Source organism: Pseudarthrobacter naphthalenicus, assembly GCF_029076445.1.
Taxonomy (GTDB): Bacteria; Actinomycetota; Actinomycetes; order Actinomycetales; family Micrococcaceae; genus Arthrobacter; species Arthrobacter naphthalenicus.
This window is the reverse complement of the sequence record NZ_JARESG010000007.1, coordinates 185,100-200,551: the sequence shown is the minus strand read 5'-3', so window position 1 is coordinate 200,551 and position 15,452 is coordinate 185,100. Positions and strand designations below refer to the sequence as shown.

Genomic DNA, 15,452 nt, shown 5'->3' with positions numbered 1-15,452 from the left:
CGTGCCCGGCTCCACTCAGCCATCGGCTACACCACACCCGTGGAACACGAACGACTCCTCACCACGGATAAACCTCAGCCGGCACAAGCCGCCTGATCGACTGTCCACGATTTGCGGGTAACCCCAGACGTGTGTGGCGGGGGCGGGTGTGTTGGGTCGTTGGCGGAACCGTCCTGGGTGTCGTTCGTAGTAGTCCTGGTGGACTTTGTCCCGCTGGTCCCAGAGCTCTTTCCACGAGCCGTTGTGAACTTGCGATGGTGAGAACAGTGCAATGCCGGAGTGTTTGTGCTCGGTGCTGTACCAGCGGACATAGCCGGTGAGGTAGGCCCTGGCGGCTTCGAGATCCTCAAAGATCCGGGGGTAGCCGGGCCGGTATTTCATCGTGCGAAACCCGGACTCCGAGAAGGGGTTGTCGTTGGAGACGTACGGGCGGTTGTGGCTGAGTTCCACGCTGTGGGCGGTGAGGGTGTCTCGGAGCAGGTTTGATTTCATGGCCGGCCCTGAATCGGCGTGCACGATAAGCGGGGCGCCGTGTCGGGCGATGGCTGTCTTGAACATCTCCGCGGCGAGGTGGTCGGACTCTCGTTCCTCTACCCGCCAGCCGACGATCTCCCGGGAGAAGATGTCCATGACGGAGTACACCTTGAAAACCTTTCCCTGCCATTTGGAATAGACATCAGTGATGTCCCAGGACCAGACCTGGGAAGGTCCGGTGGCCTTGAGGACCGGCGCCTCAGAGGAACGACGTTTGCTTCCACGCTTGCGCGGGATGGTTGGGCGGGCCTGCTGATCCTCGTACTCTGCCGCGATCCGCCACCACGTGCGGTTGGAGGCGAGCAGCACGCCGTTGTCCCAGGCTGTGGCGAAGGCATGGTCAACGGAGTTGCCCTTCTCCCAACCGGCCAGGATGAACCCCAGAATCCGGTCGTGATGGTCGGTACTGATCCGGCATTCGTAGGCACGGTCGGCCTGGTGGATCGGGTCCTGCACCGCCGGACGGGGATTGAACCGGTAATGCCAGCTTCCGCGCGACACGCCCGCCAGCTCGAGCGCTGCCCGCTGGGAGCCGATGACCACCTGCAGCTCCACGACGAGACAGTTCTCGGCCGCTATGAACCGTTCTGAGCGCTCGTCGGGGTTGTATCGGGCTCTGGCACGCTCAACTCGTGCAAGAGCCCGATAGCTTTTCCCAGTGCGGAATTCGTGTCCTCCAGCTCCTGCACCCGCTTCTGGAGTTTTTCGACTTCGGCGCGGTGGGCAGCTATTTCCCTCGCGCGTGCTTTTTCAAACGCGGAGAGCTCACGATTCGTCGGGACCATGCCTCCATGTTCCCGCGGAATCAGGCCACGGTCGATATCGCCCTGGACCATCAGAGTGCGCCACCTGCGGAACGTCCAGTCCGAAACGGACGTCGAGGCAAGCCACTCCTTCCTCGACCCATGCGGCTGCAAATAGTACTCATGCATGAACTCACGGATCTCTTCACGCGTAAAACCCTTGTTATCAACGGGCATCGCCGGCTCCTTCACTCAACAGGAAATGAATGACTCACAACCAGCCTGACGGAGAGGGACGCTCTCTCACTTTCCTGAAGAAAGTGAGAGAGCGTCAGGGGAAAACCCACATTAAGTGCGAGAGCGTCCGTGGGTGGCGGGGGCACCGGGTGGGGTGGGCGGACGACGGCGGGTGGGCACCCGCCGTCGTCCGTCACCTGAAACTCTCCCCGCCGAAGTCCGCCGGAGTGCACTGTGGACCCCAGGAGCCGCTAGGCGTTGACGGCGTCCTTGTCCTTGTCCCCGTCCGTGGCCGGTCGCTTCCAGGCGTGGCCCTGTTCGTGGTCCAGGTGCGTGGGCTTCTTGTTCTTCAGGGCGAAGATGTAGACCACCAGCGAAATGGCAATGGCAACGGTGACGTAGGTGAAGAACAGGTCCACCCGCTCGGCCTTCTGGAACGCCGCACCAATCAGCGGAACGGTGCCGCCGAACAGCGAGTTGGCAATCGCGTAACCCAGGCCAACACCCAGCGCACGGATCGAGGCCGGGAACAGCTCAGCCTTCACCAGGGCGTTGATGGAGGTGTAGCCGCCCACGATCAGCAGGCCGCCCATCATCAGCAGGAACGCGGTGAACGGATCCTTGGTGCCGGCCAGGGTGGACAGCAGAGGCCAGGTGAACAGCACGCCGGTGATGCCGAACCAGAGCAGGAGCGGCTTGCGTCCCACCTTGTCGGAAATGATGCCGTAGACGGGCTGGAGCAGCATGAAGATGAACAGGGCCCAGAAATTGATCACGGAGGTGTCGGTCTTGGCGATGCCGGAGGTATCGTTCATGAACTTCAGGATGAAGTTGGTGTAGGTGTAGAACGCCACGGTGCCGCCGAGGGTGACGCCGATGCAGATCAGCAGCGGCTTCCAGTAGCTCGTAAGCAGCAGGCGCATGGTGCCCGGCTGCGCTTCGCCGGCCGCAACCGGGGCCTTGGCGGCGAGGACCTGCTCTTCGGAAACGGTCTCTTCCATCGAGCGCCGCAGCCACAGGACCACCAGAGCAGCCACGCCGCCGATGGCGAACGGGATACGCCAGCCCCACTCGGTGAGGTCACTCTTAGGCATGAAGTTCTGGAGGATGACCAGCACCAGCAGTGCCAGCATCTGGCCGCCGATCAGGGTGACGTACTGGAAGCTGGAGAAGAAGCCGCGGCGCTTGGACGTGGCGGCCTCGGACATGTAGGTGGCGCTGGTGCCGTATTCGCCGCCCACGGAGAAGCCCTGGATAAGGCGGATCAGGACCAGCAACACCAGTGCCCAGACACCAACCTGCTGCGTGGTTGGCAGGATGGCGATGGCGAAGGAGCCCGCGGACATCAGCGTCACGCTGAGGGTCAGCGCCGCCTTGCGGCCCTTCCGGTCGGCGTAGCGGCCGAAGAACCAGGCACCGATGGGACGCATGAGGAACGACGTCGAGAACACGGCCATCGCCTCGAGGCCGGCCTGAAGGTCATCCTTGGAGTTGAAGAAGTGGGACTGGAAGTACGCGGCAAAGACCGTGTAAACGTAGAGGTCGTACCACTCCACGAGGTTGCCTGCTGAGCCCTTGAGGATGTTGCTCACTGCCCGGCGGGTCTGGGCTGCCTCACTCGGGACTTCGGTTTGCTGGGTGCTCATCGCTGAACCTTCCTAAGCTGCGGCGCCGCGGCTTCCTGGCTTAATTTCCTGCTGTCCATGGCAACATTGCCCATGGTTCCTCCTCGACATTGACGGTCCCCCGCACACGCCGAGGGCCTTATCCACGGTATGGGTGATGCACGGCACAACCTACGTGGCAGGCCATTTCCTAACACTTCCTTAGGTTTCGCCGGGGGCTGGGGGTAATCTCCAAAGCGGGCAGATTTCGGGTGCCCACCATCAGGAAGAGAGACCGTGCCATGGAATTGCTGATCGTCGAGGACGACGACGCCATGGCTTCCGCGCTCGCCGCCGCGGTGGTGTCCGCGGGCCACCATCCCACCCGTGTTGCCCGCGGGGCGGATGCCCTGCTGGTGCACCGGAAGTTCGGCGTGATCCTGCTGGACCTTGGGCTCCCGGACATGGACGGCCTGGAGGTGTTGCGGAAACTGCGCCAGGTCACCGCGGTGCCCATCCTGATCCTTACCGCGCGCGACGACGAACGCAGCGTGGTGCTTGGGCTGCGGTCCGGAGCGGACGACTACCTCGTCAAGCCGGTGAAACTCGTTGAGCTCCTTGCGCGCATCGAGGCGGTCACCCGCCGCGCCGGCCGCTACTCCGCCGCGACGCAAAAGAACATCGTGCTGGGTGACCTGGAGATCGACCTCGAACGGCGGGTGGCGGCCCGCGGTTCGGAAGAACTGCCGCTGACGGCCACCGAGTTCGACCTGCTCGCGCTTTTGGCCGGCCACGCGGGTTCGGTAGTGACCCGCGAACAGATCCTGGACGCCTTGTGGGGCGACGCGTTCGTGGCCTCCTCCCGCGCCCTGGACGTCCACCTGACGGGGCTGCGTTCCAAGCTCCAGCGGCCGGGCTTCATCATCAACGTCCGTGGCGTCGGCTACCGGATTGAGGCGGACCCCGCGTGAAGCTGCGCGTTCTGGCCATCCTGAGCGTGCTGTCCATCGTTATGGTCGTCTTTGGTTCCACCGCCATTCTGGCGTCCGTCAGCCGGGAACTGACCCAGGAACTCCAGATCAAGAGGGTGACGGCGCTCAACCGGTTCGCCCAAGTGGCTTTCGACGCCGCCACGGCCGGCGGGTCCGCGGGGCTCCAGACGGAGATGGACAGATACTCCGAACTCTACGGCGAAGGTGTCCTGATCCGCCTCCAGGGCGGGACGCTGCGCTCCGGCGGTCTCAGCGAGGAACGGGCCGATGCGGGTGAAGCGCTGGCCCGCGCAAACCTGAATCTCAGCGATACCACCCTTGCACCGCTCCAGCCGTTCGGACCCGGCTCTGAGGTGGTGTCACGGCCCTTCGGCAGCGCCAGCCAGGTGCTGGGCGCAGTGGTCCTGGAGGTTAATCTGGACCCCGCCCGGCAGAAACTGCGGGAGCGGTGGCTGCTGGTGGGTCTGGCAGCAGCAGCGCTCGCCGCCGTGCTGTTGCTGGTCGCAGCCAGGGTGACCGGCTGGGTGCTCCGGCCGGTCCATCGGTTGAACTCCGCGGTGACGGAACTCGAGGCCACGGGCCGGACCGCCCGGCTTCCGGAGGCCGGGCCGCCGGAACTGCGGGAGCTCAGCCGGTCCTTCAGCAGGATGGCCCGGACGGTCAGCAGCAGCCTGGAATCGCAGCGGCAACTGATCGCCGACACCTCCCACGAGCTGCGCAATCCCGTGGGCGCCCTCCGGCTGAGGATCGACCTGCTCCAGCTCGAACTGCAGACCGCCAGGCAGAAAGATGCGGCGGCCGGTGTCCTGGCGGAACTAGAGCACGTGGAGGGCCTCCTGGAGGGTGTGCTGAAGCTGGCGGCGGCGGAACACAGGGTGAGTGAAGACTCGTTCCGCGCATCGGCCGGTGAGTCCCGCAGCGTTTCGGGCGGGATGCAGGCACCCATCGATCCGTACCCGGCCCTCCAGGAGGAGGCCGAACGGGCCGGGCCGGCCGCCCGGCGCACCGGTGCCTCCATAACCGTGGACAGCCCGCCCGAACCGGCGGCGCACATCGTCTGCAACGCCGCCGAACTGGCCCAGATGGTTGCTGAACTGATCAATAATGCCCTCAAATACGCGCCGGGTGCCCACATCCGCATGGCCATCCGTCCGCTTCCGGGCGCGGTGGGCATTGAAGTGGCCGACGACGGTCCCGGGCTGTCCGCCGACGAACGGGCAGCAGCCACTGGCCGCTTCTGGCGCTCCCCCCGGAACCGTGGCACCCGCGGCACCGGCCTGGGCATGACCATCGTGGACAAGCTGGCGGCCGCCAACGGGGGCCGCCTGATGCTCTCCGACGCCACTCCGCACGGTCTGGTTGCGCGTCTCGAGTTTCCGCCTGTGGCCGCGGAGCCGGAGAAGCCGGAGAAGCCGGATGAATGATCCTCTCGCGTTCCCAATCGCTCTGCCGCGACGGGCGGTGCTTAATGCCGGTTTCGCCGCCGGGCTGGCCGGCCTCTTCCTGCCGGCTCTTAGCGGGTGCACGCGTGATGACCGGCCGGACGCCGTGACCGTCGCCGGCGGCGAACCGGGTGGGTTCTACCTGGAGTTCGCCGGGCTGCTGGCGGAGGCACTGCAACGCCATGGGGTGGCGGGCAAGGCCACGGCGCTGACAACGGGCGGCAGCCTGGATAACCTGGACTTCCTCCTCGCGGGCCGCGCCACGTTCGCCGTCGCACTCTCTGACTCGGCGGCCCAGCGGGCAGCGGCGGGCGACGCAACCGCCGTCGGGATTGCCGCCGTCGGGAAGGTCTATGAGAACTATGTCCACTGCGTTGTGCGGCGGGACAGCGGCATCGTGGACATTGCAGGGCTGGCCGGCCGGACCGTGGCCGTCGGGGAACCCGGTTCCGGGACGTCCCTGACCACGCCCCGGCTGATTGAGGCGGCCGGGTTGAGCTCTGCGCCCGGACCGGGACCCGCCGCCGGGGGTACCGTCACGGTCCTGAATCTGGGGCTCAACGAGGGACTTGCGGCGCTGCAAAAGGGCTCGGTTGAAGCGCTGTTTTGGTCCGGCGGCGTGCCCACTGCTGCCATCGCGGCTGCTCACAGCGCCACGGGCCTGAGGCTGCTGGACCTGGCCGCGCTCCTTCCGGCGCTGCGGGCCAAATACGGCCTGTTCTACGATCGTGTCCTGATCCCGGAAGGCGCTTACCCGGGCATTCCGGCGGTCTGGACGGTGGGGGTGGCCAATCTCCTGCTGTGCCGGAGCGATGCGGACGCCGGGACGGTGCGGAAGACAGTGGAAATCCTGGTGGGCCACGCTGAGGAACTCGTTCCGCGGTCCAGCCTGGGCGTCCAGTTCCTCAGCCCCGAATCGCTGATCAACACCCCGGGGCTGCCGCTCCACCCCGCGGCGGCCGCGGCGTACCGGGAGCTCCACGGCTGATGAAACGCTCTCTCACTTAATGCGGAAAAATCCCGGATCCTCTCTCACTTTCCTCAAGAAAGTGAGAGAGAATCCGGGAAAAACCCGCATTAAGTGAGAGAGCGTCCCGGGGGGTGTCCGGGGGGGGTCAGGTGCCTGAGTGGGCCTGCAGGAAGCTGTACACCTCGGTCTCGTCCACGCCGGGGAAGGCGCCGGGCGGCATCGCGGCCAGCAGGTGCGAGTGGGCGCGGGCCGAGGGCCAGGCGTTGCCGGCCCACTCAGAGGCCAGCGACGCCGGCGGCCGCTTGCAGCAGCTGGGGTCCGGGCAGGTGGACTTTTCACGGGCGGTGGTTTCCCTGCCGCGGAACCACTTCACGTGCTGGTACGGCACCCCGATCGACAACGAGAACTCGCCGTTGGCCGACCGCTCCGTCCGTGCCGTGCACCAGAACGTCCCGGACGGCGTGTCCGTGTACTGGCTGTAGGCGCTGAACTTGTCCGGCACATCAAAAACCGCCCGGGAGGTCCACGACTTGCACGACGGTTGGCCCTCAATGGCGCCGGTATGGTCCATGGGGAACGTCACGCCGTCGTTCTCGTAGGCCTTATAGATGATGCCGCTCTGGTGCGTTTTCTGGAAGTGCGTGGTGATGCCCAGGTGCTGCGTGGCCAGGTTGGTGAAGCGGTGTGCAGCGGTTTCGTAGGACACCGCGAACGCGTCCCGGATGTCCTCCACGGCGATCTCCTTGGCCGTCTTTGCTTTCTGCAGGAAGTCCACCGTGGCCTGCTCGGGCAGCAACAGCGCGGCAGCGAAATAGTTGGTGGCCACTCGCTGGGCCAAAAAGTCGCCGTAGCTTTTCGGGGTTTCATGCCCCAGGACGTAGTGCCCCAGGGCCTGCAGCAGCACCGAGCGGGGGTCATGATCCTGCCGCTGGCTCTGCGTCAGGTAAATTCTGCGGTTCTTCAAATCCGTCACTGACCGGGTTGAATGGGGCAGGTCACCCACATGATGGAGGGTGAAGCCGAGGTTCTCCGCGATATCGGCAATCACGTGCTGGCTCAGCGGCCCCGCGGTGTACCCGACGGCGGCGAGCACCTTCTGCGCCTCGGCCTCGTACTCCGGAAAATAGTTCCCCCGCTCCCGCATCATGGCACGCAGCTCACCGTTCGCGCGGCGGGCTTCCTCCGGCGTCGCCACCTGCTCGTTGAGCTTGCGTTCAAGCTCGTGCAGCAGCCCCACCTGGGCCTCCAGCACATCAAGCGGGAGCCGCGAGCTGATGCGGATCTTGGGCAGGTTCAGCGACTCGTAAAGCGGCCCGCGCTGGTAGCGTTCGAGCTCGATTTCCAGGGCCGCGCGACGGTTCGGCGGTTCGGCTCCGAGGAGCTGGTCGATGGTGACGTTCAGGGCTGCGGCCAACCCTTGGAGCAGGCTCAGCTTCGGCTCCCGCTTGCCGTTTTCGATCAGGCTCAGCTGGCTCGGCGCAGTACCGACGGCGGCGCTGAGGTCATCAAGCGTATAACCTGCCTGTTTGCGCAGGTGCCGGACGCGGCGGCCCAGGCTGATGACATCCAGCTCAGGACCGGCGGCGGACAAGGACGGCGAGGCCACTTCACGATTCCAGCTTCCAGGCGACATTTCTTGAGAATACGCGAAGAAGTGCATTTCTTTCCACCCTTTTCCCCTATTGAAGTGTTTGGAAGTGCGGAAAAGTAGTGATCACGGAAAGAAACACCGCACCGGGACAGCCGGCCGGAACTGCAACGACGCAGCCCGGCCGGCCACCATCCGGAGCTCAACCAAGGAGATCAACGATGACTGCAGCATTTGAGCCCACCCAGCAGCCGTCCGGCCAGGACGCAGAATCGCAGACCGCCGCCCTGGAGCTCGAGTGGACGGCCAACCCCCGCTGGGAAGGCGTGACCCGCGACTACAAGGCGGCCGACGTCGTCAAACTCCGCGGCCGTGTTTCCGAAGAACACACCCTCGCCCGCCGCGGTGCGGAGAAGCTCTGGAAGCAGCTCACCGAAGAGCACAAGACCGGCAAGTACACCAACGCCCTTGGCGCCCTCACCGGTAACCAGGCCGTGCAGCAGGTCAAGGCCGGCCTCCGTGCCATCTACCTTTCCGGCTGGCAGGTTGCGGCGGACGCCAACAACTCGGGCCACACCTACCCGGACCAGTCCCTGTACCCGGCCAACTCCGTCCCCACCGTGGTCCGCCGCATCAACAACGCGCTGCTCCGCGCCGACCAGATCGAGTTCTCCGAAGGCGTCCAGACCGTCGATGACTGGATGGTCCCGATCGTCGCCGACGCCGAGGCCGGTTTCGGTGGCCCGCTGAACGCCTACGAACTCATGAAATCCATGATCCAGGCCGGCGCCGCCGGTGTTCACTGGGAAGACCAGCTCGCCTCCGAAAAGAAGTGCGGCCACCTCGGTGGCAAGGTGCTCATCCCCACCCAGCAGCACGTCCGCACCCTGAACGCCGCCCGGCTGGCAGCCGACGTCGCCGGCACTCCGACGGTGGTCATCGCCCGCACCGATGCCGAGGCAGCCACCCTGATCACCTCCGACGTCGATCCCCGCGACCAGGAATTCGTCCTCCGCGAAGACGGACAGCCGGTTCGCACTCCGGAAGGCTTCTACAAGGTCCGCAACGGCATCGAACCCTGCATTGCCCGCGCCAAGGCCTACGCACCGTATTCGGACCTCATCTGGATGGAAACGGGCACCCCGGACCTCGAGCTCGCCAGGAAGTTCGCCGAAGCCGTCAAGGCCGAGTTCCCGGACCAGATGCTCTCCTACAACTGCTCGCCGTCGTTCAACTGGCGCAAGCACCTGGACGACGCCACCATCGCGAAATTCCAGCGTGAACTCGGCGCCATGGGCTTCACGTTCCAGTTCATCACCCTGGCCGGCTTCCACGCCCTGAACTACTCGATGTTCGACCTCGCCCACGGCTACGCCCGTGAAGGCATGAGCGCCTACGTCGAACTTCAGGAAAAGGAATTCGCCTCCGAATCCCGCGGCTACACCGCGACCAAGCACCAGCGCGAAGTCGGCACCGGCTACTTCGACGACATCGCTACCGCGCTCAACCCGAACGCATCCACCCTGGCTCTGGTGGGATCCACCGAAGAAGGCCAGTTCCACTAAAAATTTCCCCAAGTAAGTAGCAGTAAGTGTCGTTTTGGAGGCTCAAAACGACACTTACTGCTACCCAGATGGGCCCCTGCACAGGAGACCTGAAATGAACACCTTCACAGACAGCTTCACCATCAACGGAATCACCCTCACCGCGCAGCCGATTTGCCGGCAGAACGAGGTTCTTACTCCGGATGCTTTGGAGTTTGTCGCAAAGCTGCACCGGGCCACCGCGGAGCGCCGGCAGGAACTGCTGCAGGCACGCCGTACCCGCCGGGCCGAGATCGCCGCCGGTCAGGATCCCCGGTTCCTGCGGGAGACCGAGGACATCCGCAACGATCCGTCATGGCGCGTCGCTCCCCCGGCCCCGGGCCTGGAGGACCGCCGCGTGGAGATCACCGGCCCGGTGGACCAGAAGATGACCATCAACGCGCTGAACTCGGGCGCGAAGGTCTGGCTCGCGGACATGGAAGACTCCTCCACCCCCACCTGGCGCAACGTCATCAAGGGCCAGCTGAACCTCACGGACGCCTTGGAACGCCGGATCGACTTCACCAGTCCCGAGGGCAAGGAATACAAGCTCCGCCCCGCCGGTGAACTGCCCACCATCGTGGTCCGCCCCCGCGGCTGGCACCTGCCCGAGAAGCACATGATCATCGACGGCGCCCCGATCGCCGGCGGCATCGTGGACTTCGGCCTGTACTTCTTCCACAACGCCCGCCGCCTCCTGGCCCAGGGCAAGGGCCCGTACTTCTACCTGCCCAAGATCGAGAACCACCTCGAAGCCCGGCTCTGGAATGACATCTTCATCCTCGCCCAGGACCTCCTCGGCATCCCGCAGGGCACCATCCGTGCCACCGTGCTGATCGAGACCATCACCGCAGCGTTCGAAATGGAGGAGATCCTCTACGAACTGCGCGATCACGCCGCGGGCCTGAACGCCGGCCGCTGGGACTACATCTTCTCCCTGATCAAGAACTTCCGCACCCGCGGCCCCCGGTTCGTCCTGCCGGACCGCGCCCAGGTGACCATGACCCAGCCGTTCATGCGCGCCTACACCGAACAGTTGGTCCGGGCCTGCCACAAGCGCGGGGCCATGGCCATCGGCGGCATGGCAGCAGCTGTCCCCAACCGCAAGGACGAAGCCGCCAACACCAATGCCTTCGAAAAAGTCCGTGCAGACAAGACCCGCGAGGCCAACGACGGCTTCGACGGCTCATGGGTCGCCCACCCGGACCTGGTGCCGGTCTGCCGTGAAGTGTTCGATTCCATCCTCGGCGACCGTCCCAACCAGCTGGACCGCACCCGCGAGGACGTCACTCCCGATGACCGCGCCCTGATCAACGTGGCCGCCACCGAAGGCACCATCACCGAACAGGGCATCCGGAACAACATCGAGGTGGGGATCCGCTACATCGAATCCTGGCTGCGCGGAAACGGCGCCGTCGCCATCCACAACCTCATGGAAGACGCCGCCACCGCCGAAATCTCCCGCTCCCAGCTCTGGCAGTGGATGTTCGCTTCCGCCATCACCGACCACGGCGAAATCATCACCCACCACTGGATCGAGGAACTGCTGGACGAAGAGTTCGCACGGCTGGAACGCTTCGACGGCGACCGCTTCGAAGACGCCCGCGACATCTTCGAAGAAGTGACCCTCAGCCAGGACTTCCCGTCCTTCCTGACCCTCCCCGCCTACGCCCGGTACCTCACCGAAGCACGGGAACGGGCCACCGAGGCCGAAATGGCTGCAGCCTAGCAGCCGCCCAGATTTCCGTCCGCCGGGCAGGCACGCCCTTCGCAACAGGCATCCCCGAGATCCGGGGAGCCGGCCCGGCGACGGAACACCCCGCAGCAGGTCCAGCGCGGCGCCAGCGTACCCCGGCGCTTCGCCCGGACGCTCTCTCACTTAATGCAGGAAAACGACGGATGCTCTCTCACTATCTTGAAGAAAGTGAGAGAGCATCCGTGGTTAAGCCACATTAAGTGAGAGAGCGTCCCGGGGGTGTGGGAACGGTGAGGGGTTCGGGAGGGGCGCGGGGAAGGGCAGTCGGAGTACGACGGCGGGGCGCGGCCGGGTCAGCGGCCCTTCGGCACCAACCGTACGGAGGACGTGGTGCCGACGAAGAACATCAGGGTGGATGCCAGGACCAGGAGCAGGGCCGGGGTCCAGGATCCTGTGGAGTTGTGGACGAAGCCCACCAGCGGCGGTGCCACGGCAGCAAAGCAGTATCCGAGGCCCTGGACCGTGGCGGACATGCGGCCCGCGGAGGCCTGGTCCTTGGCGAGTTTGATGATCGCAATGAAGATCAGGGTGATGCCGCCGCCCTGCGCAACGCCGCCGGAAGTGGACCATAGCCACCACAGGTCCGGGGCCAGCATCAGCCCGGCAGGCACGGCGATCCACATGAGTCCCAGGGCGACCGAGACCGTCGTCGTACTGAAGTATTTGGCGGCGAACGGAACACCGAGGCCGCCCACGATGGCAAAGATCTGGAACAACGAGGACCCGGCCCCGGCCGCGGAAGCGGACATGCCCAGTTCGTCGTTAAGGTAGCTCGGCAGCCAGGCAGTCACAGCGTAGTAGGAGAACGCCTGACCGGTGAAGCCGGCGGTCAAACCGGCGGTGATCCAGCCGGATCCTTTGACTGCCGGGTGCACTTCGCCGCCGTTCACGGCGGCGTCCGAGGGAACAAAGGCCGCGCGCGGCCCCACCGCCAGGGTCCAGAAAACTATGGCCACCACGGCCAGGATGCCCACGGACGCCAGGGCCACCCGCCAGCCCGCCAACTCGGCCAGCGGAGCCGTCACCATGGACGTCAGGAACGAACCGATGTTCAACGCCGCCGTGTAGACGCCCATGGCCGTGCCCTGCCGCTTCGGCGAAAAGTCCCGGCGGACTATCAGCGGCACGGCGATATTGCCGACCGTAATCGCCAGGCCGATGACCACCGTTCCCGCAATCACCAGCGCCGCGCCGCCAGCCGAACGCACAATCACGCCGGCCAGCACGCCGAGGATGGTCAGGGTGACGGCGAACTCCGCACCGAATTTCCGGGCGGTCAGGGAAGCCAGCGAGGCTGCCACGGCGAAGCACAGGACCGGGATGCTCGTCAGCAGCCCCAGGACCACCGGTGAGAACCCCAGTTCCGCCTGGATCACGCCCACCACCGGCGGGACGGCCACAAACGGTCCGCGCAAGTTCAGCGCGAGCAACCCGATGCACGCGAGCAGGATCCATGCCTTGGGAACCTTGGCCAACAACTGTCCGCTCACAGGATGGCGCCAGGGTATAAAAATGATTTCATCACCCCCATTGCTATCACGACTCACCGGCGGGGAGCCTTTGCCCGGACAAGGCGTCCTAGAATGACGGGAACCGGCATCATCTGGACACAAACCCGCGCAGCCCGCCTCCCGGACGAAGGAACCTCACATGCAGCAACGGCTTGCCATCCTTGACGACTACCAGGACGTGGCCCACGGTTTCGCGGACTGGTCCGCCCTGCAAAAGTCCGGTGTCACCACCTCTGTCTTCCGGGAGCCGTTCCAATCAGAGGATGCGGTTGCCGCGGCCCTGGCGGATTTCCAGATAGTTGTGGCCATGCGGGAGCGGACCCCTTTTCCGCGTGCGGTGCTGGAGCGGCTGCCCGGGCTCAAACTCCTGGTGACCACCGGCATGGCCAACGCCGCCATCGACGTTGCCGCGGCAGAGGACCTCGGCATCACCGTCTGCGGCACCCCCGGCTCCCCCACGGCGGCCCCCGAGCTGACATGGGCGTTGCTGCTGGCGCTGGCCCGGAACCTGCCCGCGGAGGAACGCTCGCTGCGGGCCGGCACCTGGCAAACCTCTGTGGGGATGGAACTGTCCGGCAAGACCCTGGGTGTTGTGGGCTTGGGCAACATCGGGCGCCGGGTCGCTGCGTTCGGGCAGGCATTCGGCATGGACGTGCTGGCGTGGAGCGAAAACCTGACCGAGGAGACCGCCGCCGACGTCGGAGCCCGGAAGGTAAGCAAGGAGGACCTTTTCAGGAATTCCGACGTCGTCACCCTCCATTTGCGGCTCTCTCCCCGTTCCGAGGGGATCGTGGGGGAACGCGAGTTGAAGCTCCTCGGCCCCGAAGGCCTCCTGGTGAACACCTCCCGCGGCCCGCTGGTTGAGCAGGACGCCCTGGTGCGCGCACTCAATGACGGCTGGATCCGGGGAGCAGCCTTGGATGTGTTCGATACTGAACCCATCCCGCCGGCCCACCCGCTCCTCAGCACCCCCAACACGGTACTGTCCCCGCACCTGGGCTACGTCACGCAGGAGAGCTACCGGCAGTTCTACGGCGGCGCGTTTGAGGACGTCAAAGCCTGGCTGGCAGGATCACCGGTGCGGGTGATCCTGCCCTAGCTCAGCCCGTGGCCTGAAGCGTGGCTTCGATAACCGCAGGCGACAGGACGTGCTGCGTCACCATCCGGCTTGCCCCCAGGATGGCCGCCTTGTCCCCGGCCACGGACAGCGCAATACGCAGATGGGTGGTGGCCAGCGGCAGGGAGCGCCGGTACACCACTTCGCGCACGCCCGCCATCAGGTGCTCCCCGGCCTGACCCAGGCTTCCGCCGATCACGATCACGGAGGGATTAAGCAGATTCACCGCCATCGCCAGCACATCTCCCAGGTCCCGCCCCGCCTGGCGCAGAGCCTGGATGGCCTGGAGGTTGCCATCGCTGACCAGCTTCAGGACGTCGCTGCCCTTGCGCGCGGGCACACCGTGGCGTTCCAGTTCCGCAGCCACGGCCGGCCCTGATGCAAGGGCCTCGAGGCAGCCGTAGTTCCCGCACCGGCACAGCACGTCATCGCCGCGGGGCACCCGGACGTGGCCCAGGTCGCCCGCTGTTCCGTTGGCGCCGCGCTGCAGTTCACCGCTGCTGATGATTCCGGCGCCGATGCCGGTGGCCACCTTGATAAAAAGGAAGTTCTCGTGCTCCGGCCAATGCGCTGTACGCTCACCGAGCGCCATGATGTTCACATCGTTGTCCACCAGGACCGGGACGGGAAGGGATCGCTGGACGTAGCGGACAACGTCAAAACCGTCCCAGCCGGGCATGATGGGCGGCTTCACGGGGCGGCCCGTGGCATGTTCAACAGGGCCCGGCAACCCGATTCCCACGCCGGCCAGGTCCTTCAGGGTCCGTCCGGCCTCGGCCAGGACCGCCAGTCCCTCTGCGGCCACGGTATCCAGGACAGTCTCCGGACCGGCAGCGACATCCTGCGCCAGCCGCCGTTCGGAAAGGACGTTCCCGCCCAGGTCCGTGACGGCGACGATCACGTGCGTCGCGCCAACATCCACCGCCAGCACTGAGCGCGCGGCAGGGTTGAAGGCAAAGCGCGACGGCGGCCTGCCCCCGCTGGAGCTCGCCTCGCCGGCCGGGCCCACCAGGCCGGAAGAGATCAGCGCGTCAATGCGTGACGCCACCGTGGACCGGGCCAGGCCCGTGGTCAGTGCCAGTTCGGCGCGCGTGCGTGCCTTGCCGTCACGGAGCAGCTGGAAAAGATCACCCGCCCGGGAAAGACTCCCTGCACCCTCGGGGACGGCATCTGCTCCGGCTTCTGTGCCGGATACTCCAGGCGTGGGATTCATGAATCAGTGATAGCACGAAGCACTTACGCCTGTCACACCCACGAAAGAATGACGGCTACATTTCAACTTTTGCTTGACGCCCGGCAAAAGTCCTTCTACCTTGATTGTGAGCGGTGTCACTTCAAAGGCACCCACGCCACACGTTCCAGCTAATACAACGAG

Annotated in this window: 12 protein-coding genes; 6 read left to right on the top strand and 6 right to left on the bottom strand. The window is 65.5% G+C overall.

Annotated features, from left to right (window positions below; translation table 11 throughout):
* Window positions 1-15 precede the first annotated feature (15 nt).
* The 3 genes from PY310_RS09540 to PY310_RS09530 form a co-directional block, all read right to left on the bottom strand.
* Entirely contained in the window at window positions 16-1,089 is a 1,074-nt protein-coding gene (locus PY310_RS09540; protein WP_275214136.1) for a DDE-type integrase/transposase/recombinase, read from the bottom strand.
* Window positions 1,090-1,109: 20 nt separating this feature from the next.
* A complete protein-coding gene (locus PY310_RS09535) occupies window positions 1,110-1,514 on the bottom strand; it encodes a hypothetical protein (RefSeq protein ID WP_275214135.1) in 405 nt (134 codons plus the stop codon).
* A gap of 251 nt (window positions 1,515-1,765) precedes the next feature.
* Window positions 1,766-3,160: an MFS transporter gene (locus PY310_RS09530; protein ID WP_275214134.1), complete on the bottom strand. Its 1,395-nt coding sequence runs from the start codon at window positions 3,158-3,160 to the stop codon at window positions 1,766-1,768.
* Between the two features lie 260 nt (window positions 3,161-3,420).
* Here PY310_RS09530 and PY310_RS09525 point away from each other — a divergent pair, with 260 nt between their 5' ends.
* The 3 genes from PY310_RS09525 to PY310_RS09515 are packed head-to-tail and all read left to right on the top strand — an operon-like array spanning window position 3,421 to window position 6,540.
* A complete protein-coding gene (locus PY310_RS09525) occupies window positions 3,421-4,089 on the top strand; it encodes a response regulator transcription factor (RefSeq protein WP_275214133.1) in 669 nt (222 codons plus the stop codon).
* A complete protein-coding gene (locus tag PY310_RS09520) occupies window positions 4,086-5,534 on the top strand; it encodes a sensor histidine kinase (protein ID WP_275214132.1) in 1,449 nt (482 codons plus the stop codon). The genes PY310_RS09525 and PY310_RS09520 overlap by 4 nt, the downstream gene beginning before the upstream one ends.
* A complete protein-coding gene (locus PY310_RS09515; protein WP_275214131.1) occupies window positions 5,527-6,540 on the top strand; it encodes a TAXI family TRAP transporter solute-binding subunit in 1,014 nt (337 codons plus the stop codon). The genes PY310_RS09520 and PY310_RS09515 overlap by 8 nt, the downstream gene beginning before the upstream one ends.
* 127 nt (window positions 6,541-6,667) lie before the next feature.
* Here the strand turns inward: PY310_RS09515 and PY310_RS09510 are convergent, their stop codons facing one another.
* A complete protein-coding gene (locus tag PY310_RS09510) occupies window positions 6,668-8,182 on the bottom strand; it encodes an XRE family transcriptional regulator (RefSeq protein WP_275214130.1) in 1,515 nt (504 codons plus the stop codon).
* A gap of 149 nt (window positions 8,183-8,331) precedes the next feature.
* Here PY310_RS09510 and aceA point away from each other — a divergent pair, with 149 nt between their 5' ends.
* Entirely contained in the window at window positions 8,332-9,675 is a 1,344-nt protein-coding gene (gene aceA, locus PY310_RS09505) for an isocitrate lyase (protein ID WP_275214129.1), read from the top strand.
* A 94-nt stretch (window positions 9,676-9,769) separates the two neighbouring features.
* The gene (aceB, locus tag PY310_RS09500) at window positions 9,770-11,422 is read left to right on the top strand and encodes a malate synthase A (RefSeq protein ID WP_275214128.1); all 1,653 of its coding nucleotides are present in this window, start codon (window positions 9,770-9,772) and stop codon (window positions 11,420-11,422) included.
* A gap of 320 nt (window positions 11,423-11,742) precedes the next feature.
* Here aceB and PY310_RS09495 read toward each other — a convergent pair whose 3' ends face one another.
* Entirely contained in the window at window positions 11,743-12,939 is a 1,197-nt protein-coding gene (locus PY310_RS09495; RefSeq protein WP_275214127.1) for an MFS transporter, read from the bottom strand.
* A gap of 160 nt (window positions 12,940-13,099) precedes the next feature.
* Here PY310_RS09495 and PY310_RS09490 point away from each other — a divergent pair, with 160 nt between their 5' ends.
* A complete protein-coding gene (locus PY310_RS09490; protein ID WP_275214126.1) occupies window positions 13,100-14,059 on the top strand; it encodes a D-2-hydroxyacid dehydrogenase family protein in 960 nt (319 codons plus the stop codon).
* A 1-nt stretch (window position 14,060) separates the two neighbouring features.
* On the opposite strand, the gene PY310_RS09485 is transcribed toward PY310_RS09490, so the two are convergent.
* Complete coding sequence (locus PY310_RS09485) at window positions 14,061-15,290, bottom strand: ROK family transcriptional regulator (RefSeq protein WP_275214125.1); 1,230 nt, start codon at window positions 15,288-15,290, stop codon at window positions 14,061-14,063.
* Window positions 15,291-15,452: the final 162 nt, after the last annotated feature.

Bases quoted from the DNA above. Each gene is read 5' to 3' on its own strand.
- PY310_RS09535 (WP_275214135.1), bottom strand. From the start codon at position 1,514: ATGCCCGTTGATAACAAGGGTTTTACGCGTGAAGAGATCCGTGAGTTC.
- aceB (WP_275214128.1), top strand. From the start codon at position 9,770: ATGAACACCTTCACAGACAGCTTCACCATCAACGGAATCACCCTCACC.
- PY310_RS09530 (WP_275214134.1), bottom strand. From the start codon at position 3,160: ATGAGCACCCAGCAAACCGAAGTCCCGAGTGAGGCAGCCCAGACCCGC.
- PY310_RS09515 (WP_275214131.1), top strand. From the start codon at position 5,527: ATGAATGATCCTCTCGCGTTCCCAATCGCTCTGCCGCGACGGGCGGTG.
- PY310_RS09485 (WP_275214125.1), bottom strand. From the start codon at position 15,290: ATGAATCCCACGCCTGGAGTATCCGGCACAGAAGCCGGAGCAGATGCC.
- PY310_RS09525 (WP_275214133.1), top strand. From the start codon at position 3,421: ATGGAATTGCTGATCGTCGAGGACGACGACGCCATGGCTTCCGCGCTC.
- PY310_RS09510 (WP_275214130.1), bottom strand. From the start codon at position 8,182: ATGCACTTCTTCGCGTATTCTCAAGAAATGTCGCCTGGAAGCTGGAAT.
- PY310_RS09490 (WP_275214126.1), top strand. From the start codon at position 13,100: ATGCAGCAACGGCTTGCCATCCTTGACGACTACCAGGACGTGGCCCAC.
- aceA (WP_275214129.1), top strand. From the start codon at position 8,332: ATGACTGCAGCATTTGAGCCCACCCAGCAGCCGTCCGGCCAGGACGCA.